Origin of the sequence: Thiomonas sp. FB-Cd (assembly GCF_000733775.1) — a bacterium.
Classification (GTDB): domain Bacteria; phylum Pseudomonadota; class Gammaproteobacteria; order Burkholderiales; family Burkholderiaceae_C; genus Thiomonas_A.
The window spans coordinates 310,760-336,977 of record NZ_JPOE01000005.1 but is presented as its reverse complement, the minus strand read 5'-3'; the positions used below and the strand labels follow the sequence as shown (position 1 = coordinate 336,977).

Below are 26,218 nucleotides of genomic sequence, written 5' to 3'. Positions count from 1 at the left end.
AGGAGTGAAGGCTGGTGCCCTCGTGTTCGGCTGCCAGCGCTGTGGGGCCACGGACGACGCCCACGCCAATGCATCCCAGGTGATCGCGCAGCGCCGGGCGGATTTTGTCCCCTCGGGCAAGTGCCGGGAGAGAGGGGAACCGCAAGCGCACGATACGCCTGCGGAAGCAACAAGGACCGGAACAGGACGAAGTCACGCCCACGCAGACCACCGTTGGCCGTGGCGGTGGAAATACCCTCAGACCTGGGGCGCTGACGTGGAAAACCCCCGCTACAACACCGCGCGTTGAGCGGCGGGAGCGTTCAAGAATCTGTGCATGAGGTCGCGCATGCATCGCGCCGCAAGAATGGGCGCCGTTCCCGCGCAAGCGGTAGCCGCAGGCGTGCGGTGGCGACGATGTCAGCTAAAGATCACATCAACAAACGCACCCAAGTCTCACCAGAGCCTCCACCATGATTCGTTTCGCGGCGGCAGGCCCTGACTGAGGTAGGGGCTTTGCGGGTAATTGAGTTTGAGTACGCGCTCGGTATCGTCGCGCAGTTGCGTCAGCCCGAGTTTGTCGTAACTGTCCATGAGCACCCCCAGAGCCAACTGCGTGGCGGGCGTGTCTGGATAAGTCTTGATCGCTTCCTGGGCGCGATCGGCGGCTGCCACGTAAGCACCGCGGCGGTAATAGAACAGCGCCACATGCGTATCGTAGTCGGCCAGGGAGTTGCGGATGTACTCCATGCGCTGGAGCGCGTCCGGCGCATATTTGCTCTTGGGAAACCGGGAGACCAGTTCCTTGAATGCCTCGAACGATTCCTTGGCCGCGTGCTGGTCACGTTCGTAGAGCTTCTGGTCGGAAAGACCAGCGAACCAGCTGTCGTTATCGTAGAAGTTGATGCGGCCCTTCAGGTAAAGCACGTAGTCGACATAGGGGTTATTCGGGTAGATCTTGAGAAACCGGTCGCAGGCAGCCAAGGCTTGGGCGCGCTCGCCTTGCTTGTAATAGCCGTAAGCGGTTTCCATCAATGCCTGCTGCGCCAGCACGCCATAGGGATAGCGAGACTCGAGCTTTTCGAAGTACTGGGTGGCCTTATCGTACGCACCACTGCTCATCTCGTCCTTGGCCTCGCTGTACAGCTTGGCCGCTGACCATCCAGCTGTGACGTCTTTCTCCGCAGTGGACGCGCAGGCGCCAAGCAGGGCCGCGACCAGCAGAACGAGGGCGCGCCAAGTCAGGCGCACGCCTGGGGATGATGATGTGGGATTCACAAGGCAACTCGTTGTAGTGGCGGCAAGCTGAGCATTATAGGAAGCGGGATGTCGGCGGCCTTCACCTGGCGCTGGGCGCATCTCTGCAAGTACGGCGGCTGCACTATGCTGGCACCATGCAAGTACCCGCTTCCAACGTTGCCGTTGTGCCAGGCACCCCTTTGAGTAGCGAGTCCGCCGACTTGCCTGATTCGGACGTGGGAGATCAGGACACGACTGCCTCCATCTTGCAGGAGCATGTTCCTGCAAGCGCCGCAGGCATTCGCTTGGACAAGGTGCTGGCTCAGCTGTTCCCGCAGTTCTCCCGCAACCGCCTCAAAGCGTGGTGCGAAGCCGGCATGGTGCACATGGGCGGCAAGCCTGCGGCCCCACGCAGCAAGGCGCGGGCCATGGCCGTGGTCGCCCTCCAGGTGCCCCCTGATCTTGAAGCTGCGGCGTTCTCGCCAGAGCCGGTGCCGCTTGTTGTCGTGTGGGAGGACGAGCAACTGGTCGTGATCGATAAACCCGCGGGGTTGGTGGTGCATCCAGCGGCAGGTAATTGGACCGGTACCCTGCTCAACGGCGTGTTGGCGCGCTATCCCGAAACCGCCGGGGTGCCGCGTGCGGGCATTGTTCACCGATTGGACAAGGACACAAGTGGCCTGCTGGTCGTCGCTCGCACGCTAGAGGCTCAAACGGATCTCGTGCGCCAGTTGCAAGCGCGCAGCATGGGGCGTCAATATCTGGCGCTTGGCTGGGGCGAACTTGCGAGACCCATGACGGTGGACGCCCCCATCGGCCGCCATCCCCGCGACCGTCTGCGCATGGCTGTCGTCGCGAATGGCAAGCCGGCGCGGACTCACCTGATTCCATTGGCCGTACTGCACTCGGCACTTGGACCCATCACCTCGATTCGCTGCCGACTGGAGACAGGCCGCACGCATCAGATTCGCGTTCATGCACAGCATGCTGGGCTGCCGCTTTTGGGTGACGCACTGTATGGTCGTCGTGGCGCGCCCCCACTATCTTTACAGCGCCAAGCTTTGCACGCCGCGGTTCTGCGTTTCACGCATCCGACGAGCAGGATGGCATTGCGCTTTGGGTCACCGGTCGCAGCCGACATCGTCGCGCAGTGGCAGGCACTGGGGGGCGGCACGGAGGTCTTTGACACGCGCGACTGGGGGGAATCCGATGGAGTGGCCTGAATACTGGATTTGCGCATCCTGGCCGGACAATGCACGGGTGCGCGGTGTGTTTACGAGCAGGCACGGAGGCAACAGCGTCGGACCCTACGGAGCGGGCGGTGGCTCCATCGCCGCGCGCACGGGCGGCATGAACCTCGGTAGCCACGTGGGCGACGACCCCGCGGCAGTCGCTGCCAATCGGGCACGTCTTGGCGCGCTGTCCCCGGGGTTGCAGGTGGTTTATCTCGATCAAGTCCACGGCACCGGGGTGGCGGATCTCGATACCTGGGACCGACGTTCTGTTCCCCAGGCCGATGCCGCGGTCACCACGACCCCCGGTCTGGCAGCGTGTGTGCTGGTGGCCGATTGCCTGCCTGTGCTGCTTGCTGCCCCTGGTGGCACGGCGGTGGCTGCAGCGCATGCGGGTTGGCGGGGTCTTGCCGGTGGTGTGCTGGAGAACACGCTGAAGGCCCTTTGCGGCAAGGCGCAATGCGAACCATCAGCAGTTCAAGTATGGCTGGGCCCAGCCATAGGACCGCTGCATTTCGAGGTCGGAGAGGATGTGCGGGAAGCCTTTGTGGATCGGCAGGCTGAGTCGGCGACGGCATTTCGCATGACCCGTCCGGGAAAGTGGATGGCGGACCTCTTCATGCTTGCGCGCCTGCGTCTGCAAGCGGCCGGCGTGTCCGCGGCCCTGGTGCACGGAGGCGGGGTATGCACAGTGTCCGAACGCCAGGGGTATTACACATTTCGCCACGACCGTATCACGGGCCGCCAGGCGGGGCTCGTGTGGATCGCTGCACCAGGGATAACCATGGAGAGGCAGGGCTGACCGCGTTGACACTTTCTTGCGGTTGCTCAAGAATGGCTTGAACGCGTCAACGCTGGTTGCCGCCGGAAAACATCAAGGAACGGCCATCACATCCAGCAGTTTGCATCATTTCCGGGATTGCCGAATGCTTCTTTCCTACGCTGACTGATCTGCGTGCCGGCCTTGCTTTTGCAAGCGCTGGTATCGGCACTTGGCAGATACTGACCCAGACACCCCAACTTGAAAGTACGATCCGATATGGCAGCCAACCCATCTGCACCCACCCGGCCCGCAGAGCAGCCCGGTGGCCAGGCTGCAGCCTTTGCTCAAGGTCTGCAGCAAGCCTTTGTCGCGGCGCTGAAGACGGCCGGGGAGGCGCAGGCTGTCAAGCTGGACCCCGCGCGCGTCGCTGCGATTCAGGCGCGGTTTGCCAAGGAGTATGTCGATCTGTGGTCCGGGCTTCTCAGCGGGAGCGTGCAGTCGCCCGAAGTGAGGGACCGCCGCTTTTCCAGCGAGAGCTGGCGCGAAAACCGGTTTTCGACCTACACCGCGGCGCTGTACTTGCTCAACGCGCGCGCCTTGCTGGAGTTGGTCGAAGCCGTGCAGGCTGATGCCAAGACGCAGCAGAAGATCCGGTTCGCCGTGCAGCAATGGGTTGATGCGGCCGCGCCCAGCAATATTTGGGCTCTCAATCCTGAGGCGATGCAAACCGCGATGAAGACCCACGGTGAAAGCCTGCGCCGTGGCATGGACAATTTGCTGGCAGACTTGCGTCGCGGCAAGCTCACGCAGACGGATGAAAGCGAGTTTGAGGTCGGTCGCAACGTGGCAACGAGCGAAGGCGCGGTCGTTTTTGAAAACCCGTGGTTTCAGCTCATCGACTACAAGCCGCTGGTTGCGCAGGTTCATGCGCGCCCGCTGCTGGTGGTGCCGCCGTGCATCAACAAGTTTTACATTCTGGACCTGCAGCCGACGAATTCGCTGGTGCGCTACGCGCTGGAACAGGGCCAGCGCGTGCTGTTGATGTCGTGGCGCAACCCGGATGCGAGCTGCGCGCATTGGACGTGGGACGATTACATTGAACACGGTGTGCTGCGTGCCATCGAGGTTGCAAGCGATATTGCCGTCGCCACTCGGCCAAAGCCCAACAAGGCATCGAAGCCGGCATCGCAAAGTTCGGGCAAGACCCCCTTGCGGGAGGATGGCGCCATCAATGCGCTTGGTTTTTGCGTAGGCGGAACCCTTCTGGGTACAGCCCTTGCGGTGCTCGCGCAACGAGGCAACAAGCCTGTGCACAGCGCGACGTTCCTGACCACGCTGCTGGATTTTTCGGACACAGGCATCCTTGATGTGTTCGTCGACGAGGCGCAAGTGCAAATGCGCGAGGCCACTATCGGCAAGGGCGGCCTGCTCACAGGAGCCGAGCTGGCTGCTGCATTCTCGAGCCTTCGCCCCAACGATCTCACCTGGAATTACGTGGTGGGAAACTATCTCAAGGGCGAGACGCCACCGCCGTTCGATCTGTTGTACTGGAACGCAGACAGCACCAACCTTCCAGGGCCCATGCTGGCCTGGTATCTGCGCAACACCTATTTGGAGAACAAGCTGGCAAAGCCAGATGCAGTGACGGTGGCTGGTAAGGCGGTGAATTTTCGGCGCATCGCCATCCCGGCGTACGTCTATGCCTCGCGCGAGGACCATATCGTGCCTTGGCATTCCGCCTACGCTTCGGCACTCCTGCTCGGTGGGCCTACGCGGTTCGTGCTGGGAGCCAGTGGTCATATTGCTGGCGTGATCAACCCGGCATCCAAAGGCAAGCGTAGCCATTGGCGGTTGGATGCGGCAGCTCGAGGCAGCCGTGTGGCGGGCGCGGCGTCGCTGCCGGCAAGCGCGGACGCATGGCTCGAGTCGGCCACTGAACATCCGGGCAGCTGGTGGCCCGACTGGGCCGCATGGCTGGCCCGGCAGGCGGGCCCCCTGCAGGCGGCGCCCAAGGCCTATGGCGGTGCAGGATACAAGCCGATCGAGCCAGCTCCCGGCCGTTATGTCAAAGTACGGGCATGATCTCTGTGCTGATTCGCGTTCAGTGCCCCTGATTTTTCCCTTTTTTCCTCATCGTCAACCAAGGACATCCATTCATGAGCGAAGATATCGTGATCGTTTCGGCCGTGCGCACGGGCGTCGGTAAATTTGGAGGGTCGCTCGTCAAGACCTCCGCAGTCGATCTGGGTGCACTGGTCGTGAAAGCGGCCGTGGCGCGCGCTGGCATCGAGCCGGGGCAGGTCTCCGAGGTCATCATGGGCCAGGTGTTGCAGGCGGGTTGCGGTCAGAACCCGGCCCGCCAAGCCAGTATCAAGGCGGGTTTGCCCGACATGGTGCCCGCCATGACCATTAACAAGGTGTGTGGTTCAGGGCTGAAAGCGGTGATGCTGGCGGCGCAGGCAGTGCGCGATGGCGACGCCGAGATCGTGGTGGCGGGCGGCCAGGAGAACATGAGCGCTGCCCCCCACGTCCTCCCGGGCTCGCGCGAAGGCATGCGCATGGGCAACTGGAATCTGATTGACACGATGATCACCGACGGCCTGTGGGATGCGTTCAACCACTATCACATGGGAACCACGGCCGAGAATGTCGCGAAGAAATACGGCATCACCCGTGAGATGCAGGACGCGTTCGCGGCAGCCAGCCAGAACAAGGCCGAGGCGGCACAAAAGGCTGGGCGTTTCGGCGACGAGATTGTGCCGGTGCTGTTGCCGCAGAGGAAGGGTGATCCGATTGCCTTTGCCGTCGACGAATTCGTGCGTCATGGCGCAACGGCCGAGAGCTTGGCGGGTCTGAAGCCCGCTTTCGACAAAGCGGGCTCGGTCACTGCGGGGAATGCCTCCGGATTGAACGACGGCGCGGCTGCGGTGGTGGTGATGTCGGCGAAGCGCGCGGCGAGCCTTGGCCTGAAACCGCTCGGGACCATCCGCGCCTATTCGAACGCTGGAGTCGACCCAGCCTACATGGGAATGGGGCCGGTACCGGCGTCCACGCGCTGTCTGTCGCGCGCAGGCTGGAAGGCTCAGGATCTGGATTTGATGGAGATCAACGAGGCCTTCGCCGCCCAAGCAATTGCGGTAAACCAGCAAATGGGATGGGATACAAGCAAGGTCAACGTCAATGGAGGGGCGATTGCGATTGGACATCCAATCGGCGCCAGCGGCTGCCGCATCCTGGTCACGCTGCTTCATGAAATGGGCAAGCGCGACGCGAAAAAGGGCCTGGCCTCGCTGTGTATCGGCGGTGGCATGGGTGTGGCCCTGGCCATCGAGCGCTGATCGCGTGGTCGGCACCATTACATCACAACAACTTTGGAGGAACGAGCGATGAGTAAGAAAGTGGCTTACGTCACGGGCGGGATGGGGGGCATTGGCACGGCGATCTGCCGGCGTTTGTGCGAAGCCGGGCACAAGGTCATTGCCGGCTGTGGTCCAAATTCGACGCGGAAGGACACATGGCTCGAGTCCATGCGTGGGCAGGGCCTTGACGTGTACGCCTCGGAGGGTAACGTCGCCGAGTGGGAATCGACTTGCGCCGCGTTCCAGAAGGTCTTTGCCGAGCATGGCCAGGTTGACATCCTGGTGAACAATGCCGGTATCACGCGTGACGCCGTATTTCGCAAGATGAGCTATGACGACTGGGATCGCGTGATGAAGACCAACCTGTATTCGATGTTCAACGTGACCAAACAGGTGATCGACGGCATGGTCGAGCGTGGTTGGGGCCGCATCGTCAATATCTCCTCGGTCAATGGCGAGAAGGGACAGTTCGGACAGAGCAACTATTCTGCGGCGAAGGCTGGCATGCATGGCTTCACCATGGCTTTGGCGCAGGAAGTGGCGTCGAAGGGCGTGACGGTCAACACCGTGGCGCCAGGCTACATTGCGACCGATATGGTCAAGTCCATTCGCCAGGACGTGCTCGACAAGATCGTGGCGACCATTCCGGTCAAGCGCTTGGGCAAACCCGAAGAGGTGGCATCTCTCGTCACGTGGCTGGCGAGCGAGGATGGAGCCTTCACGACCGGGGCGGAATTGTCCATCAATGGGGGTCTGCACATGAGCTGATCGACGCCCGATCGGCAAACCCCGTGCACGTGCTTGCGGGTTTGTCTGCACGAAAAAGCGGCAGCGTGCCGCTTTTTTTGTGCTCCAATCCAACGCAATCCCGCCATTTTTGCCTCACCCCACCATGCCCCATTCCGAAACTCCCGCTCGCGTCATCAAGAAGTACCCGAATCGGCGTCTTTACGACACGGAAACCAGCGCCTACATCACCTTGGTCGACGTGAAGGCATTGGTGATGGAAGGCGAGCGTTTTGTCGTGCAGGACGCCAAGACGGGCACAGACCTGACGCGCAGTATTCTTCTTCAGATCATCCTCGAAGAGGAGGCTGGAGGCGTGCCGATGCTGAGCACGGCCATGCTGGAACAACTCATACGGTTCTACGGCAATGCCATGCAGGGCATGATGGGCACCTATCTCGAAAAAACGGTGCAAGCGTTCATCGACATTCAGGGAAAACTGGCTGAACAGTCGCGCGGGCTTTATGACAGCAGCAGTTTTAGCCCGGAAATGTGGTCGCAATTTCTGAGTGGCCAGGCACCGATGCTGCAGGGGATGATGGGTAACTATCTGGAACAAAGCAAGAATCTGTACATGCAGATGCAAGAGCAGATGCAGCAGCAAACCAAACAGATGCTGGGGGCGTTTCAGCCACCAGCCAAGAAGTAGCCTTGCCGGCGACTGCCCCCGGCCTTGTGTGCCGCGCCGGGTCCTGGGCGACAATAGGGGCTATGACTGAAACATCCACCCTCGCGGCCGTTGCGGCCGTTTCCGCGCCAAAGATCGGGTTTGTCTCGCTTGGCTGTCCCAAGGCCCTGGTTGATTCCGAGCGCATCATCTCGCAACTCCGGGCCGAAGGCTACGAGACAAGCAAGAGCTATGACGGAGCCGATCTTGTCATCGTCAACACCTGCGGCTTCATTGACGCGGCCGTCCAGGAGAGCCTGGATGCCATTGGCGAGGCCTTGCACGCCAACGGCAAGGTTGTGGTCACCGGTTGCCTTGGCGCGCGCAGTGATGATGGCGGGGAAAATCTGGTGCGCAAGATCCACCCCAAAGTGCTGGCGGTGACTGGCCCACACGCCACCAAAGAGGTTCTGGAGCATGTGCATGCGCAACTGCCGCGCCCGCATGATCCCTTTGTCGACCTGCTCCCGCCTGGCGGGCTCAAGCTCACACCGCGCCATTACGCCTACCTGAAGATTTCCGAAGGCTGCAACCACCGCTGCACCTTCTGCATCATTCCGAGCATGCGAGGCGATCTGGTTTCGCGGCCCATTGGTGACGTGCTCGGCGAGGCGCGCGCTCTGTTTGAGGCGGGTGTGAAGGAGTTGCTCGTCGTAAGCCAGGACACATCAGCCTATGGCGTCGATATGAAATATCGCACCGGATTCTGGGACGGGCGTCCAATCCGTACGCGCTTTGCCGAACTCACGCAGGCCTTGGCACAATTGGCCGAGCAGCACGATGCCTGGGTGCGCCTGCACTACGTTTACCCCTATCCCCATGTCGACGAGGTGCTTGCGCTGATGGCGCAGGGCCGCGTACTGCCCTACCTTGACGTGCCGTTTCAGCACGCCCACCCCGATGTTCTCAGGCGCATGAAGCGACCAGCTAGCGGCGAGCGGACTCTGGAGCGGATCGCACGCTGGCGCGAGGCCTGTCCGGACATCGTCATCCGTTCCACCTTTATTGCGGGTTTTCCTGGCGAGACCGAGGCTGAGTTCGACTCCCTGCTCGACTTTATCCGCGAAGCCGAACTTGATCGCGTCGGATGCTTTGCTTACTCTCCCGTGCAAGGCGCCACGGCGAACGATCTGCCAGGGGCGCTACCGGAGGCCGTACGCATGGAGCGCCAAGCACGTTTCATGGCAGTGGCGGAGGAAGTGTCCATCCGAAAGCTCAAGCGCAGGATCGGCCAGGAACTGCGCGTCATCGTGGATGCAGCCAGCCGTAGCGGGGCGGTGGCGCGCTCGTACGCCGATGCGCCTGAAATCGACGGCAAGGTGCTCATCCGGGAGCCCGCCAAGCCTTCCGCCCGCATGCGATTGGCGCAGGCTTCCGGGGCGTTCGTACGTGTACGCGTGGCCGGTACACAAGGCCACGATCTGGTGGCGGACATGTTGTGACGCCTTTCGACTCGGCAGCCGGGTTTTAGCGCCGCTTGCCCAAACAAGCGAGACCGCAGAGTTCGCGCTCAGAGGTGGATCCCGAAGGCTGAGAGATTTCTGTACAGCATGTAAAGGGCGACCACGGCCACGAGGACGGCAAAGATCAGGTTGAGCGCACCTTTGCTGCTGCGGCCCAGATGCGTGGCAACGCGCGTGCCAATCCAGCCGCCCAGGATGCCACCGCCGATGTAGAGTCCGGCAACAGTCCAGTCCAGGAGCCCCGAACGGGCATAGTTCAGGGCCGTCGTCAGACCGAAGGTGCCGACCGACACGAGCGAGGTGCCAATGGCCGAGATCATGGACATGCCGGTCGACAAAACGAGCCCAGGCACGATCAGGAAGCCACCGCCGATGCCGAAGAAACCGGACAATGTGCCAACGATGGCGGCGGCGATCACGAGCTTGAGTGTCTTGGCGTGGGACGGATGATCGGTGATGGCGTCCTCCGCCGATGTCGGTTTGCGCGGGCGCAGCATCAAGCCCGCAATGACCAACATCAGAATGGCAAACAGAAACAGGAGCTTCTTGCCGTCCACGGCCTTGCCCAAACTGGAGCCGATGAACGCGGCTGCCGCGCCGACAATGGCGAAAAGCACCGCTTCCTTCCAGCGGACATTGCCGGCCCGGGCATGCGGAATCAGGTTGATGTAGGCGTTGGCGGATACTGCCAGAGCTGTGGTGCCGATCACCACGTGGGGGTTGGGATACCCGACGAAGTACAGCAGAAGTGGGACCGCGAGAATGGAGCCGCCCCCGCCGATCAGTCCAAGCGAGAAACCCACAGCGAAGCCTGAGATCACAGCCAGGGCGTGTTGTGTTGCGCTAAGCACCACGGCGGCTGCAGGAAGAATATGTTCGATTGCCATAGTCCCCACAGCATACGGGACGAGACCGTCGTCAGCTGTGATGAATTGTGCCAGTCTCGTGAGCAGTTGTTCGAGAAATGCGACCTGTCAAAGGCGCGCGTCTTTCCATAGGAAACGAAACGTAAAAAGGATGACGAAAGCTGTCTACGTAGGCAGGCCGTAAGCCGGCGCAACGACATTGCTTGCCGTGCACGAATGCGATGTTCGATGCATGAAAACCCCATGCTGATCGTTCCGTGACGCAAGGGGCATTCCAATCGACCGTAGGAGACAACGATGGATAAAAAGTGGATCAACCCCGCCCCGCTGGGGCTCTCGGGCTTCGCCCTCACCACCTGGCTTCTCAGCATGGTCAACGCTGGATGGTTTGGCGGTGCAGACGTTCCCATGGTGCTGGCCTGTGCCTTTGCCTTTGGTGGTACAGCCCAGTTCTTTGCCGGCCTGTTCGAGGCTGGGGCAGGCAACAGCTTCGGCTTCCTGGCTTTCTGCGGTTACGGCGCATTCTGGTGGACCTTTGCGCTCTTTGTGGAATTTTTTGCCAAGGGTGTCGAAGGCCCATTCGTGGGCTGGTATCTGCTGCTGTGGGGTGTGTTCACGACCTACATGTGGATCGCGACTTGGAAGAAGGGCAAGGTCCTGATGCTCGTGTTCACGGCGCTTGTGCCGACTTTCTTCTTGCTCGCTGCGGGGGCTTTGACGGGCAACGGTGGGCTCACCGTGTTCGGTGGCTATCTGGGTCTGGTGACAGCCGTTCTGGCGTTCTATCTGGCTGGAGCCGAGGTGATCAACGAGTCATGGGGCCGCGTGGTGCTTCCCGTTTGATCGTTTGACGCGAAAAAAAACCGCGGCCCGAGGCCGCGGTTTTTTTGCTGCAACAGTATCAATCAAAACTTCCAGCCAACCGATACCCCCAACACGTTTTGGCTCATGCTGAGTGTCTCGGTGGACCCCGCCGCGAAATAAGGAGCGGGCAGCGGGCCCGTCACCGAGTTCGCAAATGCATGCACGTAGTCGAAGGAAAGCTCGGTCGATTTGTTGATCGCGTAGGTTGCGCCAAGCGTCAGGTGATCCTTGACGACGCCGGGGGCGAGCGTGTTGAAGAACACATTGTTCGTGCCGATCGGATTGTCGCCATGATTCCAGCCTGCGCGCAGCGTCAGGTCCTGGTTGTATTCATACGCAACGCCAAGCTTGAAGACGCTGATGCTGTTCCATGAGAATCCCGGCCCGTTCGGGCTGCCGCCCAGTGGTCCACCAGGATTGGGGCCGTTGGAAATTGCCGGGATGCTGCCATAATCGATGCGCACGACGTCGCCGGCAACGGTGAGCGCAGGCGTAGCTTTCCACGCGAAGCCAATGCCGTAGTTCGCCGGAATGTTGAACTCCCCGGCATTGGCAAAAAGTCCGCTGTACTTGTTGAAGCCGCCCATATGGGTCTCGGACTGGTAGGTCACGCCCAGGGAAAAGGTCGGGGTGAGTTGTCCAATCCAGCCGATGCGCACGCCAACGCCGTTGGAATCGTCGTGTCCATTGTCGGTGCAGTTGTTCGGATCCCCCGACAACTGCTGGCATAGAGCGCCCAACCCATTTGCGCGGAAGGACTGGTGAACAATGTTCAAGGTGACCCCGATCGAATTCGATGGGTTGACCTTCATTGCAAAGGTGGGCGCAATGAACAGCTGCTGCATATCAACGCCCATGCCAGGAGCGAACGGGGGGAAGATGGTCGAGTAGCCCGTGTTCAGCCCGCCATTGCCATAAACGCTGACGCCGACCGACATGTTCGGGTTGATCATGCGGTTGTAGCCAAATTCGGGAATGAGGAAGTTTTTGGTGTCGTTACCGGAATAGCTGCCCGTAATCGGATAAGGGCCCGAGCCACCCGGACCATACACTGCGCCTGTTGCGCTGACACTGCGATCCGGCTGAAACAGGCTCAAGCCAAAATCGAGCCGGCTGCCGATGTCGACCATGCCGGCCGGATTGACGGCGGCGGCCAGCGCGTCTTGCGGAAAGGCGATTCCCGCACCGCCCATGCCGACGGACTTCACACTCAGGCCGGGCTGAAAATAGCCATTGGTGGCATAGGCGGCGCCTGGCGCGACGACGCCGGCGATGAATAAAGCGGCGGCAAGTTTTTTCAATTCCATAGGTGTATGTCTCCCCTGGTGGGGCCGTCCTCGGTTGATTGGTGGCAAAGAACGACGCTCGCGGGAGCGGCGGCGAACCTCATCAAAATACTGCATCTCAGTAGCAGTATTTCGACCCACGAATCCTAGAGATCCCTGTCGAAACGTTACATCCTGTTTTGCCGCACTTGACGACAGCGCATAGATGTAGTAGCGGATGAAAAGTGCGATCCGTGCTGAGGCCTGTCTGGGTCGACGGACGACCGCGCCCCGCGGCGGCCCAGGAGATGCAGGACCATCGCCCGCTGCGCGGTGCGCGAGCGGGCCGCGGCTCGGCGCCGACGTTTAACTTGCTGATGGTGGCACGTACCCCGCCGGCGCGTCGGCGCCTTCACCGAAAAAATAGCGCTCCATCTGCCGTGCCAAGTACTGCCGGGCCCGCGCATCGGCGAGGTTCAGGCGGTTCTCGTTGACGAGCATCGTTTGGTGCTTGAGCCAAGCTTGCCAGGCCTCCTTGGAAACCTGCTCAAAAATGCGTTTACCCAATTCGCCCGGATACGGGGCAAAGTCGAGTCCTTCGGCTTCGCGGCCAAGTTTGATGCACTTCACCATGCGGCTCATAAGACATTCCTCTTGTGAATTGAAAAAATGACGGTCAGGCTCGTGCGCTCAGGTCAGGCGCTTGATCAGGACGCGGGAGCGGCGCTGGTCGTCATAGCGCAGACGGCGGGACTGCGGCAGCCAGTCGCGCTCCACGGGCACGAAGCCGCGTTTGATGAACCAGTGCATGGTGCGTGTGGTAAGCACGAAAATGCTCTGCAGCCCGGCGGCGCGTGCCTGCTGTTCAATGCGCTTCAAGATGCGCTCGCCATCACCCTGACCTTGAGTTTCGGGCGCCACGGTGAGCGCGGCCATCTCACCGGTCTTGTGATCCCAATACGGATACAGTGCTGCGCAGCCGAAGATCACTCCATCATGCTCCAGCACCGTGTAATTGGCGATGTCGCGCTCAATCTCGGTGCGGCTGCGCTTGACCAGCACACCTTGCTCCTCAAGAGGCTCAATCAGGCGCAGGATGCCGCCCACGTCATCAGCCGTTGCCTCACGCAGGTGTTCCAGATGCTCGTCAGCGATCATCGTGCCCACCCCGTCATGCGTGAATAGCTCCAGCAGTAACGAGCCGTCGAGCTTGAACGGAATGATGTGGGCGCGCCCGACGCCTCCGCGCACGGCTTTGACGGCGTGGCGCAGATAAAAGGCCGTATCAGTCGGCTGCTGTGGGTCGGGCAGGCGAGCGAGCAGGCTTTCGGCCTGGGCTGCAGTGAGTTCGGGCACGAGATGCTGATCTTCGCCGATCACGCCGTCCACCTCGGTCACCAGCACGAGCTTGTGCGCCTTGATGGCTGCCGCCACCGAGCTTGCCACGTCTTCCATGCTCAGATTGAAAGCCTCGCCGGTTGGCGAAAAGCCAAAGGGCGACATCAGCACCACGGCGCCATATTCCAGCGCGCGTTGGATCGTGGCGGCGTCGACCTTGCGCACCAGCCCGGTGTGCTGGAAATCCAACCCGTCAATCACGCCGACCGGACGGGCGGTAATGAGATTGCCGGACACCACGCGCAGCGTGGCCCCGGCCATCGGGGTGTTCGGCAGGCCCTGCGAGAAGGTGGCTTCAATCTCGAAGCGCAGCTGGCCGGCGGCTTCCTGGGCGGCGTCCAGTGCCACTTCGTCAGTCACGCGCATGCCGTGCGAGTAGCGTGAGCCCACGCCCTTTTCCTTGAGCTGGGCCTCCACCTGCGGGCGAAATCCATGCACCAGGACGATCCGCACACCCATGGCCACCAGGAGGGCGACGTCTTGGACCAAGGCATTGAGCCGACCTGCCGCAATGAGTTCGCCGGCGATCGCCACGACAAAGGTCTTGCCGCGGTGAGCGTGGATGTAGGGCGCAACGGAACGAAGCCATTGCACAAATTGCGATTGATCCATGGACATATCGGAATTATCAGGGAATGTCCGAGAATGCACGTTTTGCCCGATGCCCATGCCGTATTTTCCGAAGCTTGCCAACAAGGTTCCGCCGATTCGTTTTCCCGCCGAGTTGCCCGTGTGCGCACGGCGCATGGACATCGCGCGCGCCATCGCCGAGCACCCAGTGGTGATCGTCTGCGGCGAAACAGGCTCGGGCAAGACCACCCAGCTACCCAAGATCGCGCTTGAGCTTGGGCGCGGCCTCGGAGCCGGCGGCCTTGGGCTCATCGGGCATACCCAGCCCCGTCGATTGGCAGCAGTGACGGTGGCGCGACGCATCGCGCAAGAACTCGGCTCACCGTTGGGCGAGCACGTCGGCTACAAGGTGCGCTTCGCCGACCGCTTCCAGCCGGGCGCGTCGGTCAAGCTGATGACGGACGGAATCTTGCTCGCGGAAACCCAGGGGGACCCGCTGCTGAGGGCCTACGACACATTGATCATCGATGAGGCTCATGAGCGCAGCCTCAATATCGATTTCCTGCTGGGCTACATTCGCAATATCCTGCCGCGCAGGCCTGACCTGAAGGTTGTGATCACGTCGGCGACGATTGATGCCGGCCGCTTCGCACAGCATTTTGCGAGCGCGCGTGGGCCTGCCCCGGTTATCGAGGTTTCGGGGCGGCTGTATCCGGTGGAGGTGCGCTGGCGACCCGTGGGGCTCGATTCCTCCAGCAAAACTGAACTCGACAAAACGGCCATCAGCACTGCACAGCCCCGCTTGCAGGCCCAGCGCGAGGAGCGTGATCTGTTCGCTGCCATCTGCGATGCGGTGGACGAGCTTTGGCGAGAGGGCAGCGGTGGCATCCTTGTGTTCCTGCCGGGTGAGCGGGAAATTCGCGAAGCCACCGAAGCTTTACGCAAGCACCACATGGAAACCTCAAGGCGTGGCGTAGACATCCTGCCTCTGTACGCGCGGCTATCTCAGGCTGAGCAGGACCGCGTATTCGAAAGCGGCGGCGCCCGCCGTGTCGTTCTGGCCACCAATGTGGCGGAGACGTCGCTCACGGTGCCTGGCATCCGTTACGTCATCGATGCCGGAACCGCGCGTGTGAAGCGTTACAGCTACCGGCAAAAGGTCGAGCAGTTGCAGGTCGAGCCAATCAGCCAGGCTGCGGCCAACCAGCGCGCCGGGCGTTGCGGGCGCGTGGCCAATGGCATTTGCATCCGTCTGTACGATGAGGCAGACTTTCATGCGCGGCCGCGCTTCACGGACCCCGAGATTCTGCGCTCGTCGCTTGCGGCGGTGATCCTGCGCATGCAGGCGCTTGGCTTGGAAGGTATCGAGGAGTTTCCCTTTATCGATCAGCCACCGCGGAAAGCCATCGCCGACGGCTACCTGTTGCTCACCGAGCTGGGCGCGGTCGACGCACAGCGCCAACTCACGCCACTCGGCCATGAACTGGCCCGGCTGCCGCTGGACCCGCGCCTCGGTCGCATGACTCTGGAGGCGCGCCAGCAGGGGGCGCTGGCAGAAGTGTTGATCATCGCCGCGGCCCTGGCCGTGCAGGACCCGCGCGAGCGTCCGGCCGATAAGCAGGAAGCCGCCGACATGGCGCACAGGCGTTTCGTGGAGGGTTCATCGGAGCTCGCAGGCTGGTTGAAGCTGTGGGGCCACTATCACGCGCTGGTCGAGCACAAGAAATCGAATCGCAAGCTGCACGAGCAATTGCGCGCAGAATTCCTCTCGCCCCTGCGCATGCGCGAATGGCACGACGTGCACAGCCAGCTTTTGACTGTGGTGGCCGAGCAGGGCTGGAAAATGAACGCGGGGCCCGCTGGCGACGAGCAGATTCACTTGAGCCTGCTTGCTGGCCTGCTGGGGAACGTTGGCTGCAAGGCTGACGACGGACCCCACTATTTGGGCGCGCGAGGCATCAAGTTTCTGATTCATCCGGCATCGCCGATCGGGCGCAAGGCAGGCCGCTGGATCATGGCTGCCGAACTGGTGGAAACCACGCGCCTGTATGCGCGTGGCGTGGCTCGCATCGAGCCGCAGTGGATCGAGCGCGTTGGCAGCCACCTGTTGCAGAAGACCTTACTGGAGCCGCATTGGGAGAAGAAGCCCGCCCAGGTCAGCGCCTTTGAGCGCGCCACGCTTTACGGGCTCGTCGTCTACAACCGGCGTCGGGTGGACTATGGGCGCGTGAATCCCGTCGAGGCGCGCGAGTTGTTCATCCGTCACGCGCTGGTGGAAGGCGAGTGGGATTGCCGCTGGCCGTTTTTCGCGCACAACCGCAGGCTCATCGCGGAGGTGGAGGCGCTGGAAGACAAGGCGCGGCGGCGTGACGTACTGGTTGACGCAGCGCTGATCGAAGCCTTCTATGAGCGGTTTATCCCCTCGGAAGTCGTGAGCGGCGCAAGCTTTGATGCCTGGTATCGACGCGCGAGCAAGGAACAGCCGCGTTTGCTCTTTCTCGAGCGCGATGCCCTGATGCGTCACGAAGCCTCTGGTGTGACCACCGAAGCTTTTCCCTCCAACCTTCGCGTGGCCAGCCTCGAATTGCCGCTGTCCTACAGTTTCGACCCCGGTGGTACGCGCGACGGCGTCACAGCCACCGTGCCGCTGGCGGCGCTGAATCAAATTCCGGAAGCGCGGCTGCAATGGTTGGTGCCTGGAATGCTGAGCACCAAGCTTGCGGCCCTGCTCAAGAGCCTTCCGCAAAAGCTACGCTCGCGTTTGGTGCCCCTGCCCGAGACGGCTCGTGAGTTCGCTGGCACATTGAGCGCGCCGGAACGCTACGCGCAGGGTGAGTTGCTTGACGCCCTGCGGGCGCTGGTGCGCGAGCACACCGGGCTGATTCCGCGCCCGGAAGACTTCAAAATGGACGCGCTGGACCCTCACGTGCTGTTCAACCTGAGGGTTGTCGACGAGCAGGGTCGTCAGCTGGCAATGGGGCGCAGCCTGGCGCGCTTGCGTAGCGAGTTGGCTGACGCGGCGCGCGCCGCGTTCCAGAGTGCGGTGCGCGCGCCGACGGGACAGGGCGCCTTGCAGGCGGCGCTTGCACAGACCATGGCCGATGCGCACACGCGCCTCAAGCCTGCGCGGGCGCCGGCCATTCCGCAAGTGGGCACACGTGATGGGCCCGAGATTGCGCGAGCGGGGCTGCCGCAGCCGAGCACGGCACCGTCGGAAGCGCGTTATACAGACTGGGGATTCGACAGCATCCCGGAGCTGCTTGAAATCCGGCGCGGCGACCAGACCCTCGTGGGATTTCCTGCGCTGATTGACCGGGGTGAGCATGTGCAGCTCGACGTGTTTGACACGCCCGAGGCTGCAGCATCCGTCCATCGCCAAGGTTTGCGCCGCCTCTTCGCCCTGCAACTGCGTGAACCGCTCAGGGCGGCGGAAAAGAATCTGCCTGGGTTCCAGCAGGCAGCAATGCTCTATATGCCGCTGGGCACGGCCGAGGACTTGCGCCGACAGATTCTCGAGGCGGCCTTGGATCTGGCGTTTCTCGCGGAGCCACTGCCCGATGACGCGCAAGCGTTCGCGACGAGGCTCGCGGCGGGCCGTCCGCGCCTGCAATTGTTGGCGCAGGAAATGGGGCGCCTGGCCGCAACCATCCTCGCCGAATGGAGTGCGGCGAACAAAAAGCTCGCGGCCTTCAAGGGGCAGGCAGCCTTGTATGCGGACATTACGGCGCAACTTCAGGCGTTGGTGCCCAAGCGCTTTCTGCTTGATACGCCGCCGGAAAAGCGGTCGCACCTGCCGCGTTACCTCAAAGCGGTGCAACTGCGTCTGGACAAGTTCCGTGTCGATCCTGCGCGAGACGCAGCCCGCCAAGCCGAGATGGATCCGCTGCTGGCACGCCTGAGGCGCGAGTGGCAGCGGGCGCAACAGGGAGGTACGCCTGTCGACGCCCAGCTCGTGGAGTTGCGCTGGATGCTGGAGGAGTTGCGCGTGGCACTGTTTGCGCAGGAGTTGCGCACTCCCGCACCCGTTTCGGTCAAGCGCGTCGAAAGAGCCTGGAGCCAGCGCGCCGCTTAGGAAGACAAGCTTGGGGTGCATGCGGGTGCTATGGCGCGAGGCTCAAGCCTCGGGCCTCGGGCCTCGAGCCTCGAGCCTCGGGCATTGACCATTCACCACTCGGCTCCAACGGGCACCAGCCAATCCCCACAATGTGGCGTCGAGGCTGCAAGCTCATACGGTTAAACCCTTATTCAGTAACTGATAGTTACATACCACACGTTGTGTCACTTCGTTTTGTCGGTTTCGCCGGTAATCTTTGACGAACTTGCACGGCTGCGGCATCGCTGCGCCAAACACGTTGGTTGTGCGGAAGATCCCGCAACCTTTTCACTTCGGAGACAGCTTCCATGTCCAATCCAAGCCCAGTGCGCAAGCTGGGGTTGCTGCAGGTCATTCTGCTGGCAATCCCATGCATTGCTGTACTCGTCGTGCCGTTCTACAACACGCTCGAGCCGAGCCTCTTCGGCATTCCGTTCTTCTACTGGTGGCAACTCATCTGGGTGCCAGTGTCGGGAGTCTTCATCGCCATTGTTTACAAGATGGTTGTGCCCCCCGGAAGCGGAGACTGAAGCCATGAACATTGTCGCAACCGTCGTTTTCGTGGCGCTGTTCGTCTTCATCACCGTCATTGGCTTCATCTCGGCGCACTGGCGCAAGGGTGACATGAGCCATTTGCACGAGTGGGGCCTGGGTGGGCGCCGCTTCGGCACCTGGATCACCTGGTTCCTGATTGGCGGCGATCTGTACACCGCCTACACCTTCATCGCCGTGCCGGCCCTCGTGTTTGGCGCAGGAGCCCTCGGCTTTTTCGCGCTGCCCTACACGGTTGTGGTGTACCCCCTTGTGTTTGCCATTCTGCCGCGCCTGTGGGTCGTGGCACGCAAGCACAACTACATCACGGCGTCGGACTTCGTGGCTGGCCGCTATGGCAGCCAAGGGCTGGCTCTGGCCGTCGCCCTCACGGGCATCGTTGCCACGATGCCGTACATTGCGCTGCAGCTCGTGGGCATCCAGGTGGTGATCGGCGGTCTGGGTTTTCCAACGGCGCATGGCCTGCTTGGCGACGTGCCACTCGTCATCGCCTTCGTCATCCTGGCGGCGTTCACCTACACAAGCGGTTTGCGCGCCCCGGCATCGATCGCGGTGGTGAAGGATTTGCTCGTGTATGTCACGGTCATCGCGCTCATCATCGTCGTCCCGATCAAGTTGGGCGGCTTTGGCAACATTTTCGCCGCCATTCCAAAGGCGCATCTGCTGCTGCCGCCGATCAAGGACGGAAACACCGGGTTGGTCTCCTTCTATGGCACCCTGGCTTTTGGATCGGCGCTGGCGCTGATGCTGTACCCGCACTCGACGACCGCGGTGCTGGCTGCCAAAGGACCCAACACGCTGCGGCGCAACTGGGTGTTCCTGCCAGCGTATTCCTTCATGCTCGGCCTCATTGCCATGCTGGGCTATGTGGCTTATGCATCGGGCATCGCGAAGCTGCCTGAATTGGCGCCGTACTTCAAACAGTATGGCCCGCAGTTTGCCATGCCGGGCCTGCTGCTGCACTTCTTTCCGAGCTGGTTTGTCGGCGTGGGTTTCGCGGCAGTGGCCATCGGCGCGCTGGTGCCTGCAGCCATCATGTCGATTGCAGCTGCCAACCTGTTCACACGCAATATCTACAAGCCGTACATCAATCCGAAGTGCTCGGTTCAAAAGGAAACCGACATGGCCAAACTGGTGTCGCTGATCGTCAAGTTCGGGGCGCTTCTGTTTATCGTCTTTCTGCCCCTGACTTACGCCATCCAGCTTCAACTGCTGGGCGGGATACTGATCCTGCAGACCCTGCCGGCGATTGTCTCGGGCATCTATACGCGCTGGTTCGACCCGAAGGCGCTGTTGCTGGGTTGGGCGAGCGGCTTGGCTTGGGGCATTTGGGCTGCTTCGCTCACCGGATTCCAGAAATCGGGTTATGCGCTGCACATTGCCGGCATGGTCATTCCGGCCTATATCGGCCTGTATGCGCTGATCCTCAACTTTGCCGTGGCGATCGTGGCCACCATTGCGCTTCGCGTCGTGGGCATGGCAAATGATCGGGATGCCACTGTTGCAGCCGACTATGTCGGCTAAGTAGTCGTAGTTGCGGACGTGTGCATGCACACGCCACGGACCAGGATCGCCGGTCCGTGGCGTGCGGAACCCTAACGCGAAGTCGCCACCGCCCGAGACACGCACATGCTGCTGACCGCTGCTTTGCTGCTCATTGCTTCGCAATTGCCGATCCTGGCAGCGGGGATCGCCAAGTCTGGCGCATTCCGGGCCCGCGATCATCGCTATGACAATCGCGAGCCACGCGTCTGGCTCGAACAAAACCCGGACCCGCGACGAAGGCGCGCGAACGCGGCGCAGTCCAATTCGTTCGAAGCGCTGCCGTTTCTCTTCGCGGCTGCGCTGTTCGCGCTATTTGCCCACGCAAATCTCACCGCGATCAATGGCCTGCTGGTGGCGTGGATCATCCTGCGCTGCTTCTACATCTGGCTTTACGTGAACGATCACGCAAGTTTGCGTTCGTTGGTGTGGTCAATCGCGCTGGCCGTCAACATCGCGCTGTTGTTTTCCCCGTTCTATGCTTGAGTCCGCAGCTGTTGCAGGCACCACACAAGGGCCGCTTGCCGGTGTGCGCGTGGTTGAGCTTGGCAGCCTTATCGCCGGGCCTTTTGCCACGCGAATCTTGGCAGAATTTGGCGCGGACGTGATCAAGGTCGAGCCCCCGCCACGCGGTTCGAACCCCGGCGGCGATCCGCTGCGCACTTGGCGCCAACTCCACCAGGGGACATCGCTCTGGTGGAGTGCGCAGGCGCGGAACAAGCGGTGCATCAGCGTTGACCTCAAAGATCAACGAGGGCGAGACATCGTACGGCGTCTTGTGGAGCGGGCCGACGTGGTGGTTGAGAACATGCGCCCCGGGGCGCTGGAAAAGCTGGGCCTGGGCTGGGATGACTTGCGGGCCGTCAACCCCAGCCTCGTGATGGTGCGCATCTCAGGCTTCGGACAGACTGGGCCGATGTGCAACCAGCCGGGGTTCGGCGCCATAGCCGAAGCCATGGGCGGCATGCGTTACGTCACGGGCGACCTGGACCGGCCGCCGATGCGCGCCAATCTATCGCTTGGCGATTCGATCGCCGCCTTGCATGCGGTCATTGGCGCGCTCATGGGGCTGCGCCACCGCGATGCCACCGGCGGTCGCCACACGGGCAGGGCGGGCGGAATTGGCCAAGTGGTGGATGTGGCATTGACCGAGAGCGTGTTCAACATGATGGAAAGCACGCTCATGGAGTACAGTGCCGCGGGCATTGTGCGCGAGCGCACCGGAACGAGCATTCCGGGCATCGTGCCGTCGAATGTGTACCGAAGCAAAGGCGGTGAGTGGGTGCAGATCTCAGGCAATGGGGATGCCATATTCAAGCGTTTGATGCGAGCCATCGGCCGGCTGGACATGGCCGAGGACCCGGCGTTGGCCAACAACCCGGGGCGAATGCAACAGGCGGCGGCGATTGATGCAGCCATCCAAAGCTGGGCGGGCTTGCAAGACGCCGAGGCAATCGTGCAGGCCATGCGCAGCGCGGACGTGCCGAGCAGCCGCATTTACAGCATTGCCGATATTGCCGCCGACCCGCAATTTCAGTCGCGTGGCATGTTCGAGCACCACCGGCTGGCGGACGGCCAGCCGGTGGACATTCCGGCTCCTGCCCCGCGCCTGTCGGTGACACCCGGCGGCACCCGTTGGCTCGGTCCCGAGCTCGGAGCGCACAACGATGAAGTGCTGCGCGAGTTGGGGTTGGACGGCGCACAAATTGCGGCGCTGCGTGAAGACGGCGTTATCTGAGCGCATGCCCGCTGGATGCGTGTTAGGCGATTGCGCCAGCCCATCCTCGCGCTAACCGTGTTTGCCCGAGACGGGCGCCATGGCCTGTCTGGGCGAGCCCTGGCACGGCGCCGCCTAGCGTTTCACGGCGCGATAGCCGATGTCTTGCCGGAATTGCATTCCGTCGAACGCGATCTGCCTGACCCCAGCATAGGCGCGGGCTTGCGCCATGCGCACCGAGTCCCCGAGCGCCGTGACCGTCAATACGCGTCCGCCGCTTGTGCGCAGGACGTCGTGGTCGAGCACGGTCCCTGCGTGGAAGACACGGAGGTCGTCTTCCGGCTTGGGAATACTGGTGATGGGGTCTCCCAACCTTGGGGCTTCAGGGTAGCCGCTGGCGGCCATGACAACGGCCAGCGCCGTGCGCCTGTCCCATTGCAACTCCAGCTTGTCGAGCCGGCCGTCAATGGCGGCATCCAGCACGGAGACGAGGTCGCTTTTCAGGCGCATCAGGATCGGTTGCGTTTCAGGATCACCCAGTCGGCAGTTGAATTCCAAGGTCTTGGCTCGGCCCTGCGCGTCAATCATCAGTCCTGCATAGAGAAAGCCCGTATAGGGGTGGCCTTCAGCGGCCATCGCCTGTACTGTGGGCAGGATGATCTCGCGCATCACACGCGCGTGCACCTCGGGCGTGACCACCGGCGCCGGGGAGTACGCGCCCATGCCGCCCGTGTTGGGACCGAAGTCGCCGTCTTTCAGTCGCTTGTGATCCTGGCTTGAAGCAAGAGGGACGACATTGCACCCATCCACCAGCACGATGAAGCTGGCTTCCTCGCCTTGGAGGAAGTCTTCAATCACGACACGTGCGCCGCCCTCGCCGTGCCGCACGCCATAGGTGTTGCGCTCAAGCATGTCAGTGACAGCAGCGTGAGCCTCGTCCGGCGTTTGCGCAACGACGACCCCCTTGCCTGCGGCGAGGCCATCTGCCTTGACCACGAGTGGCCCGCCTCGCTCGTCAATATAGGCATGAGCCTGGAGCGCGTCGCTGAAGGTGCGGTGGTCTGCGGTTGGAATGGCGTGGCGCTGCATAAAGGCCTTGGCGAAGGCTTTGGAGCTCTCGAGTTGGGCCGCGCCCTGCGTGGGTCCGAAAATGCGCAGGCGGCGCATGCGGAAATGGTCCACGATTCCAGCTGCCAGCGGCGATTCGGGGCCGACCACCGTCAAATGAATGTCCTCGGCAACACAGAAATCCGCCAGCTGGGCAATGTCGGTGAGAGGCAGGTTTTCCACTCTCGTTTCCCGCGCCGTGCCACCATTTCCAGGTGCGACAAACACTTTTTTGACGCGCGGGGACTGTGCGAGTTTCCAGGCCAGGGCATGCTCGCGCCCGCCGGACCCGATGACCAGGATTTTCATGGTTGTTCTGGGGTGCAAGGTGGAGTCAAGGAAGGATGGCGTTGTGATCCACGCGCTGGACGTCGTCCAGGTCCTCCAGCGCGTCCACGAGCTTTTGCATGCGCTCGGCGTCATCGCCCGTGAGTTCCACCTCCACGCTTGGCTTCATGCCGAGCTCGGCCAGCTCCGGCTTTAGCGCGGCCGCCTCGAAGGCCTTGCGCACGGCCTCGAAATCGCCCGGCTCGCAAATGACTTCCACGGACCCGTCGTCAAGTGCGTTGACGTCCTCGGCGCCTGCATCCAGAGCAGCCTCCATCACCGCGTCCTCGCTGGTACCCGGCGCGAAAAGGAACTGACCACAGTGCTTGAACTGGAATGCGACCGAACCTTCCGTGCCCAGATTGCCGCCGAGCTTCGATAGTGCATGGCGCACCTCAGCCACAGTGCGCACGCGGTTGTCCGTCATGCAGTCGATGATGAGAGCGGCTCCCCCAGGACCATACCCCTCGTAGCGGATCTCTTCATAGTGTGCGCCGTCGAGGTTGCCGGTGCCCCGGTCAATCGCCCGTTTGAGGTTGTCGGCCGGCATATTGGCTTCGCGCGCCTTGTCCAATGCCATGCGCAGGCGTGGATTGGCCGCCGGATCACCCCCGCCAAGCTTGGCGGCGACGGTCACTTCGCGGATGATCTTCGTCCACACCTTGCCGCGCTTTTCGTCCTGGCGGCCTTTGCGGTGTTGGATATTGGCCCATTTGGAATGGCCAGCCATAGATGATCTCTCCCGGCGCTGAAGCGCCTTAACGATTTTGTGGAATCCCCAGAAGACAGACTGCAATCGACACACACTCCCGAAAGAGGGCGCGCCGAACCCGGGGCGGCTCTACAGGTAATTTTTGCGTTGTTAGACTGGCCGTCCAGGGAATTTAAGTCTTAAGGGCCATTTTACGGCCCTCACCGGGAGACATCGCGCATGGCCGAGCCCATACTCATTGCACAGCATGGCACGGTGCAATGCCAATTGCTCCCGAGCATGGCTAACCGGCATGGCCTCATCACCGGTGCCACCGGCAGTGGCAAGACGGTGAGCCTGCAGGTTCTGGCTGAGGCGTTTTCTCGCATTGGGACCCCTGTGTTCATGGCCGACGTGAAGGGCGATCTCGCGGGAATCAGTCAAGCAGGGCTGCCGACCCCCAAGCTGGAGGCGCGATTGAAAAGCCTGGGTTTGCCCGAGCCACAATGGCGCGCTTTCCCCGTGACACTCTGGGACGTATTCGGCGAGCTGGGTCACCCGGTGCGCGCGACGATCTCGGATATGGGCCCGCTGTTGCTCGCGCGACTGCTTCAGCTCAATGAGACGCAGGCCGGAGTGCTCAATCTTGTCTTCAAGATTGCCGACGACGGCGGCTTGTTGCTGCTCGACCTCAAAGACCTGCGCGCCATGCTCAAGCATGTGGGCGACGAGGCACCACGGTTCACGACGGAGTATGGGAACATCAGCGCCGCGAGCATCGGCGCCATCCAGCGTGGCCTGTTGCAACTGCAGTCGCAGAACGCCGAACAGTTTTTCGGTGAGCCCATGCTCGACATCGACGACTTGATGCAGAGGGACGGCAGCGGTCGTGGAATGATCAACATCTTGGCTGCTGAAAGGCTTTACCAGTCGCCCCGCCTGTATGCCACATTTCTGCTTTGGCTGCTGTCCGAACTGTTTGAGCGTTTGCCCGAGGTGGGCGATGTGAATCAGCCCAAGCTCGTGTTTTTTTTCGACGAGGCCCATCTGCTGTTCACGGACGCCCCGCAGGCGCTCGTGGAGAAGATTGAGCAGGTCGTGCGCCTGATCCGGTCCAAGGGTGTCGGGATTTTTTTCATCACGCAAAATCCCCTTGATATGCCCGACCGCGTGCTCGGCCAGCTCGGCAACCGCGTTCAGCATGCGCTGCGGGCCTATTCGCCGCGCGACCAAAAGGCCGTGAGAGCGGCGGCTGAAACCATGCGCCCAAAGCCGGGTTTGGACGTCGCCCAGGCCATCACCGAGCTCGCTGTGGGTGAAGCGCTGGTGTCGCTGCTCGACGAGAAGGGGCGGCCTTCGCCCACGGAGCGGGTTTGGATGCTTGCTCCTGGAAGCCGCATGGGGCCGATCAGTCCGGAGGAGCGTCGTGCCCTGATGCAAGGGTCTCTCGTTGCGGGGGTGTACGAAAAGCCGGTGGACCGTGAATCAGCCTATGAATTGCTCAAGGGCCGGGTGTCCATAGCCGAAAGCCAGGGGCTTGCGCGGGCACCCAAGCCAAGTGAGGCTTCCGATGGCTGGCTTGGTGGGCTGGGAAGCCTGGGTCGTGGCACTGGCCGCAAGGACTCGATGCTCGAAGCGCTAGCCAAGTCAGCCGCTCGCAGTATCGGCAGCACCGTCGGGCGCGAACTCATCCGCGGTGTTTTAGGAAGCCTTCTGGGTGGCAAGCGTTGACCGATAT

At 62.0% G+C, this 26,218-nt stretch carries 21 protein-coding genes; 14 read left to right on the top strand and 7 right to left on the bottom strand.

The features are described 5' to 3' along the window. Positions 1-435: 435 nt before the first annotated feature. Positions 436-1,257: an outer membrane protein assembly factor BamD gene (locus CD04_RS0115160; RefSeq protein WP_369792846.1), complete on the bottom strand. Its 822-nt coding sequence runs from the start codon at positions 1,255-1,257 to the stop codon at positions 436-438. 116 nt (positions 1,258-1,373) lie between these two features. Between CD04_RS0115160 and CD04_RS0115155 the strand changes: the two genes are divergently transcribed. From CD04_RS0115155 to rimO, 7 genes are all read left to right on the top strand, one after another. Then, complete coding sequence (locus CD04_RS0115155; protein ID WP_051849327.1) at positions 1,374-2,441, top strand: RluA family pseudouridine synthase; 1,068 nt, start codon at positions 1,374-1,376, stop codon at positions 2,439-2,441. Next, positions 2,428-3,252: a peptidoglycan editing factor PgeF gene (gene pgeF, locus CD04_RS0115150; protein ID WP_031408256.1), complete on the top strand. Its 825-nt coding sequence runs from the start codon at positions 2,428-2,430 to the stop codon at positions 3,250-3,252. The genes CD04_RS0115155 and pgeF overlap by 14 nt, the downstream gene beginning before the upstream one ends. A gap of 237 nt (positions 3,253-3,489) precedes the next feature. Then, the gene (locus CD04_RS0115145) at positions 3,490-5,295 is read left to right on the top strand and encodes an alpha/beta fold hydrolase (RefSeq protein ID WP_038168446.1); all 1,806 of its coding nucleotides are present in this window, start codon (positions 3,490-3,492) and stop codon (positions 5,293-5,295) included. A gap of 74 nt (positions 5,296-5,369) precedes the next feature. Next, positions 5,370-6,551: an acetyl-CoA C-acetyltransferase gene (locus CD04_RS0115140; protein WP_031408252.1), complete on the top strand. Its 1,182-nt coding sequence runs from the start codon at positions 5,370-5,372 to the stop codon at positions 6,549-6,551. A 48-nt stretch (positions 6,552-6,599) separates the two neighbouring features. Next, positions 6,600-7,340: an acetoacetyl-CoA reductase gene (gene phbB / locus CD04_RS0115135; RefSeq protein ID WP_031408250.1), complete on the top strand. Its 741-nt coding sequence runs from the start codon at positions 6,600-6,602 to the stop codon at positions 7,338-7,340. Positions 7,341-7,464: 124 nt separating this feature from the next. Next, on the top strand, positions 7,465-8,007 hold the full coding sequence (gene phaR / locus CD04_RS0115130; RefSeq protein ID WP_031408248.1) for a polyhydroxyalkanoate synthesis repressor PhaR: 543 nt from the start codon (positions 7,465-7,467) through the stop codon (positions 8,005-8,007). A gap of 62 nt (positions 8,008-8,069) precedes the next feature. Beyond that, a complete protein-coding gene (gene rimO / locus CD04_RS0115125; RefSeq protein WP_031408246.1) occupies positions 8,070-9,467 on the top strand; it encodes a 30S ribosomal protein S12 methylthiotransferase RimO in 1,398 nt (465 codons plus the stop codon). A gap of 68 nt (positions 9,468-9,535) precedes the next feature. On the opposite strand, the gene CD04_RS0115120 is transcribed toward rimO, so the two are convergent. Continuing rightward, positions 9,536-10,375, bottom strand: a complete 840-nt coding sequence (locus CD04_RS0115120; RefSeq protein WP_051849326.1) for a sulfite exporter TauE/SafE family protein — start codon at positions 10,373-10,375, stop codon at positions 9,536-9,538. A 276-nt stretch (positions 10,376-10,651) separates the two neighbouring features. Here CD04_RS0115120 and CD04_RS0115115 point away from each other — a divergent pair, with 276 nt between their 5' ends. Beyond that, the gene (locus CD04_RS0115115; protein WP_031408242.1) at positions 10,652-11,197 is read left to right on the top strand and encodes an acetate uptake transporter family protein; all 546 of its coding nucleotides are present in this window, start codon (positions 10,652-10,654) and stop codon (positions 11,195-11,197) included. 62 nt (positions 11,198-11,259) lie between these two features. On the opposite strand, the gene CD04_RS0115110 is transcribed toward CD04_RS0115115, so the two are convergent. From CD04_RS0115110 to argA, 3 genes are all read right to left on the bottom strand, one after another. Beyond that, complete coding sequence (locus tag CD04_RS0115110; protein WP_031408240.1) at positions 11,260-12,525, bottom strand: OmpP1/FadL family transporter; 1,266 nt, start codon at positions 12,523-12,525, stop codon at positions 11,260-11,262. Between the two features lie 324 nt (positions 12,526-12,849). Next, positions 12,850-13,125: an oxidative damage protection protein gene (locus CD04_RS0115105; protein ID WP_031408238.1), complete on the bottom strand. Its 276-nt coding sequence runs from the start codon at positions 13,123-13,125 to the stop codon at positions 12,850-12,852. A gap of 48 nt (positions 13,126-13,173) precedes the next feature. Next, positions 13,174-14,499 (bottom strand): amino-acid N-acetyltransferase, encoded by a 1,326-nt coding sequence (gene argA, locus CD04_RS0115100; protein ID WP_031408236.1) that lies wholly within the window; start codon positions 14,497-14,499, stop codon positions 13,174-13,176. Positions 14,500-14,548: 49 nt separating this feature from the next. Between argA and hrpA the strand changes: the two genes are divergently transcribed. The 5 genes from hrpA (at position 14,549) to CD04_RS0115075 (ending at position 22,376) form a co-directional block, all read left to right on the top strand. Beyond that, complete coding sequence (hrpA, locus tag CD04_RS0115095; protein WP_038168685.1) at positions 14,549-18,523, top strand: ATP-dependent RNA helicase HrpA; 3,975 nt, start codon at positions 14,549-14,551, stop codon at positions 18,521-18,523. Positions 18,524-18,852: 329 nt separating this feature from the next. After that, the gene (locus CD04_RS0115090) at positions 18,853-19,074 is read left to right on the top strand and encodes a DUF3311 domain-containing protein (protein ID WP_038168445.1); all 222 of its coding nucleotides are present in this window, start codon (positions 18,853-18,855) and stop codon (positions 19,072-19,074) included. A gap of 4 nt (positions 19,075-19,078) precedes the next feature. Next, positions 19,079-20,620 (top strand): monocarboxylate uptake permease MctP, encoded by a 1,542-nt coding sequence (gene mctP / locus CD04_RS0115085; protein WP_031408231.1) that lies wholly within the window; start codon positions 19,079-19,081, stop codon positions 20,618-20,620. Positions 20,621-20,725: 105 nt separating this feature from the next. Continuing rightward, on the top strand, positions 20,726-21,124 hold the full coding sequence (locus tag CD04_RS0115080) for an MAPEG family protein (protein ID WP_031408229.1): 399 nt from the start codon (positions 20,726-20,728) through the stop codon (positions 21,122-21,124). Further along, a complete protein-coding gene (locus tag CD04_RS0115075) occupies positions 21,117-22,376 on the top strand; it encodes a CaiB/BaiF CoA-transferase family protein (RefSeq protein ID WP_031408227.1) in 1,260 nt (419 codons plus the stop codon). The genes CD04_RS0115080 and CD04_RS0115075 overlap by 8 nt, the downstream gene beginning before the upstream one ends. 114 nt (positions 22,377-22,490) lie before the next feature. Here the strand turns inward: CD04_RS0115075 and purD are convergent, their stop codons facing one another. Beyond that, a complete protein-coding gene (gene purD, locus CD04_RS0115070) occupies positions 22,491-23,771 on the bottom strand; it encodes a phosphoribosylamine--glycine ligase (RefSeq protein ID WP_031408225.1) in 1,281 nt (426 codons plus the stop codon). A 25-nt stretch (positions 23,772-23,796) separates the two neighbouring features. Next, positions 23,797-24,519 carry a YebC/PmpR family DNA-binding transcriptional regulator gene (locus CD04_RS0115065; protein WP_031408223.1) on the bottom strand — a complete coding sequence of 241 codons (723 nt, stop codon included), beginning with the start codon at positions 24,517-24,519 and terminating at the stop codon, positions 23,797-23,799. Between the two features lie 201 nt (positions 24,520-24,720). On the opposite strand from CD04_RS0115065, the gene CD04_RS0115060 reads away from it, so the two are divergent. Beyond that, positions 24,721-26,211 carry a helicase HerA-like domain-containing protein gene (locus CD04_RS0115060; protein ID WP_031408220.1) on the top strand — a complete coding sequence of 497 codons (1,491 nt, stop codon included), beginning with the start codon at positions 24,721-24,723 and terminating at the stop codon, positions 26,209-26,211. Positions 26,212-26,218 lie beyond the last annotated feature (7 nt).

Coding starts and splice junctions, on each gene's coding strand:
- CD04_RS0115155 (WP_051849327.1), top strand. CDS start 1,374: ATGCAAGTACCCGCTTCCAACGTTGCCGTTGTGCCAGGCACCCCTTTG.
- pgeF (WP_031408256.1), top strand. CDS start 2,428: ATGGAGTGGCCTGAATACTGGATTTGCGCATCCTGGCCGGACAATGCA.
- CD04_RS0115145 (WP_038168446.1), top strand. CDS start 3,490: ATGGCAGCCAACCCATCTGCACCCACCCGGCCCGCAGAGCAGCCCGGT.
- CD04_RS0115140 (WP_031408252.1), top strand. CDS start 5,370: ATGAGCGAAGATATCGTGATCGTTTCGGCCGTGCGCACGGGCGTCGGT.
- phbB (WP_031408250.1), top strand. CDS start 6,600: ATGAGTAAGAAAGTGGCTTACGTCACGGGCGGGATGGGGGGCATTGGC.
- phaR (WP_031408248.1), top strand. CDS start 7,465: ATGCCCCATTCCGAAACTCCCGCTCGCGTCATCAAGAAGTACCCGAAT.
- rimO (WP_031408246.1), top strand. CDS start 8,070: ATGACTGAAACATCCACCCTCGCGGCCGTTGCGGCCGTTTCCGCGCCA.
- CD04_RS0115120 (WP_051849326.1), bottom strand. CDS start 10,375: ATGGCAATCGAACATATTCTTCCTGCAGCCGCCGTGGTGCTTAGCGCA.
- CD04_RS0115115 (WP_031408242.1), top strand. CDS start 10,652: ATGGATAAAAAGTGGATCAACCCCGCCCCGCTGGGGCTCTCGGGCTTC.
- CD04_RS0115110 (WP_031408240.1), bottom strand. CDS start 12,525: ATGGAATTGAAAAAACTTGCCGCCGCTTTATTCATCGCCGGCGTCGTC.
- CD04_RS0115105 (WP_031408238.1), bottom strand. CDS start 13,125: ATGAGCCGCATGGTGAAGTGCATCAAACTTGGCCGCGAAGCCGAAGGA.
- argA (WP_031408236.1), bottom strand. CDS start 14,499: ATGTCCATGGATCAATCGCAATTTGTGCAATGGCTTCGTTCCGTTGCG.
- hrpA (WP_038168685.1), top strand. CDS start 14,549: ATGCCGTATTTTCCGAAGCTTGCCAACAAGGTTCCGCCGATTCGTTTT.
- CD04_RS0115090 (WP_038168445.1), top strand. CDS start 18,853: ATGTCCAATCCAAGCCCAGTGCGCAAGCTGGGGTTGCTGCAGGTCATT.
- mctP (WP_031408231.1), top strand. CDS start 19,079: ATGAACATTGTCGCAACCGTCGTTTTCGTGGCGCTGTTCGTCTTCATC.
- CD04_RS0115080 (WP_031408229.1), top strand. CDS start 20,726: ATGCTGCTGACCGCTGCTTTGCTGCTCATTGCTTCGCAATTGCCGATC.
- CD04_RS0115075 (WP_031408227.1), top strand. CDS start 21,117: ATGCTTGAGTCCGCAGCTGTTGCAGGCACCACACAAGGGCCGCTTGCC.
- purD (WP_031408225.1), bottom strand. CDS start 23,771: ATGAAAATCCTGGTCATCGGGTCCGGCGGGCGCGAGCATGCCCTGGCC.
- CD04_RS0115065 (WP_031408223.1), bottom strand. CDS start 24,519: ATGGCTGGCCATTCCAAATGGGCCAATATCCAACACCGCAAAGGCCGC.
- CD04_RS0115060 (WP_031408220.1), top strand. CDS start 24,721: ATGGCCGAGCCCATACTCATTGCACAGCATGGCACGGTGCAATGCCAA.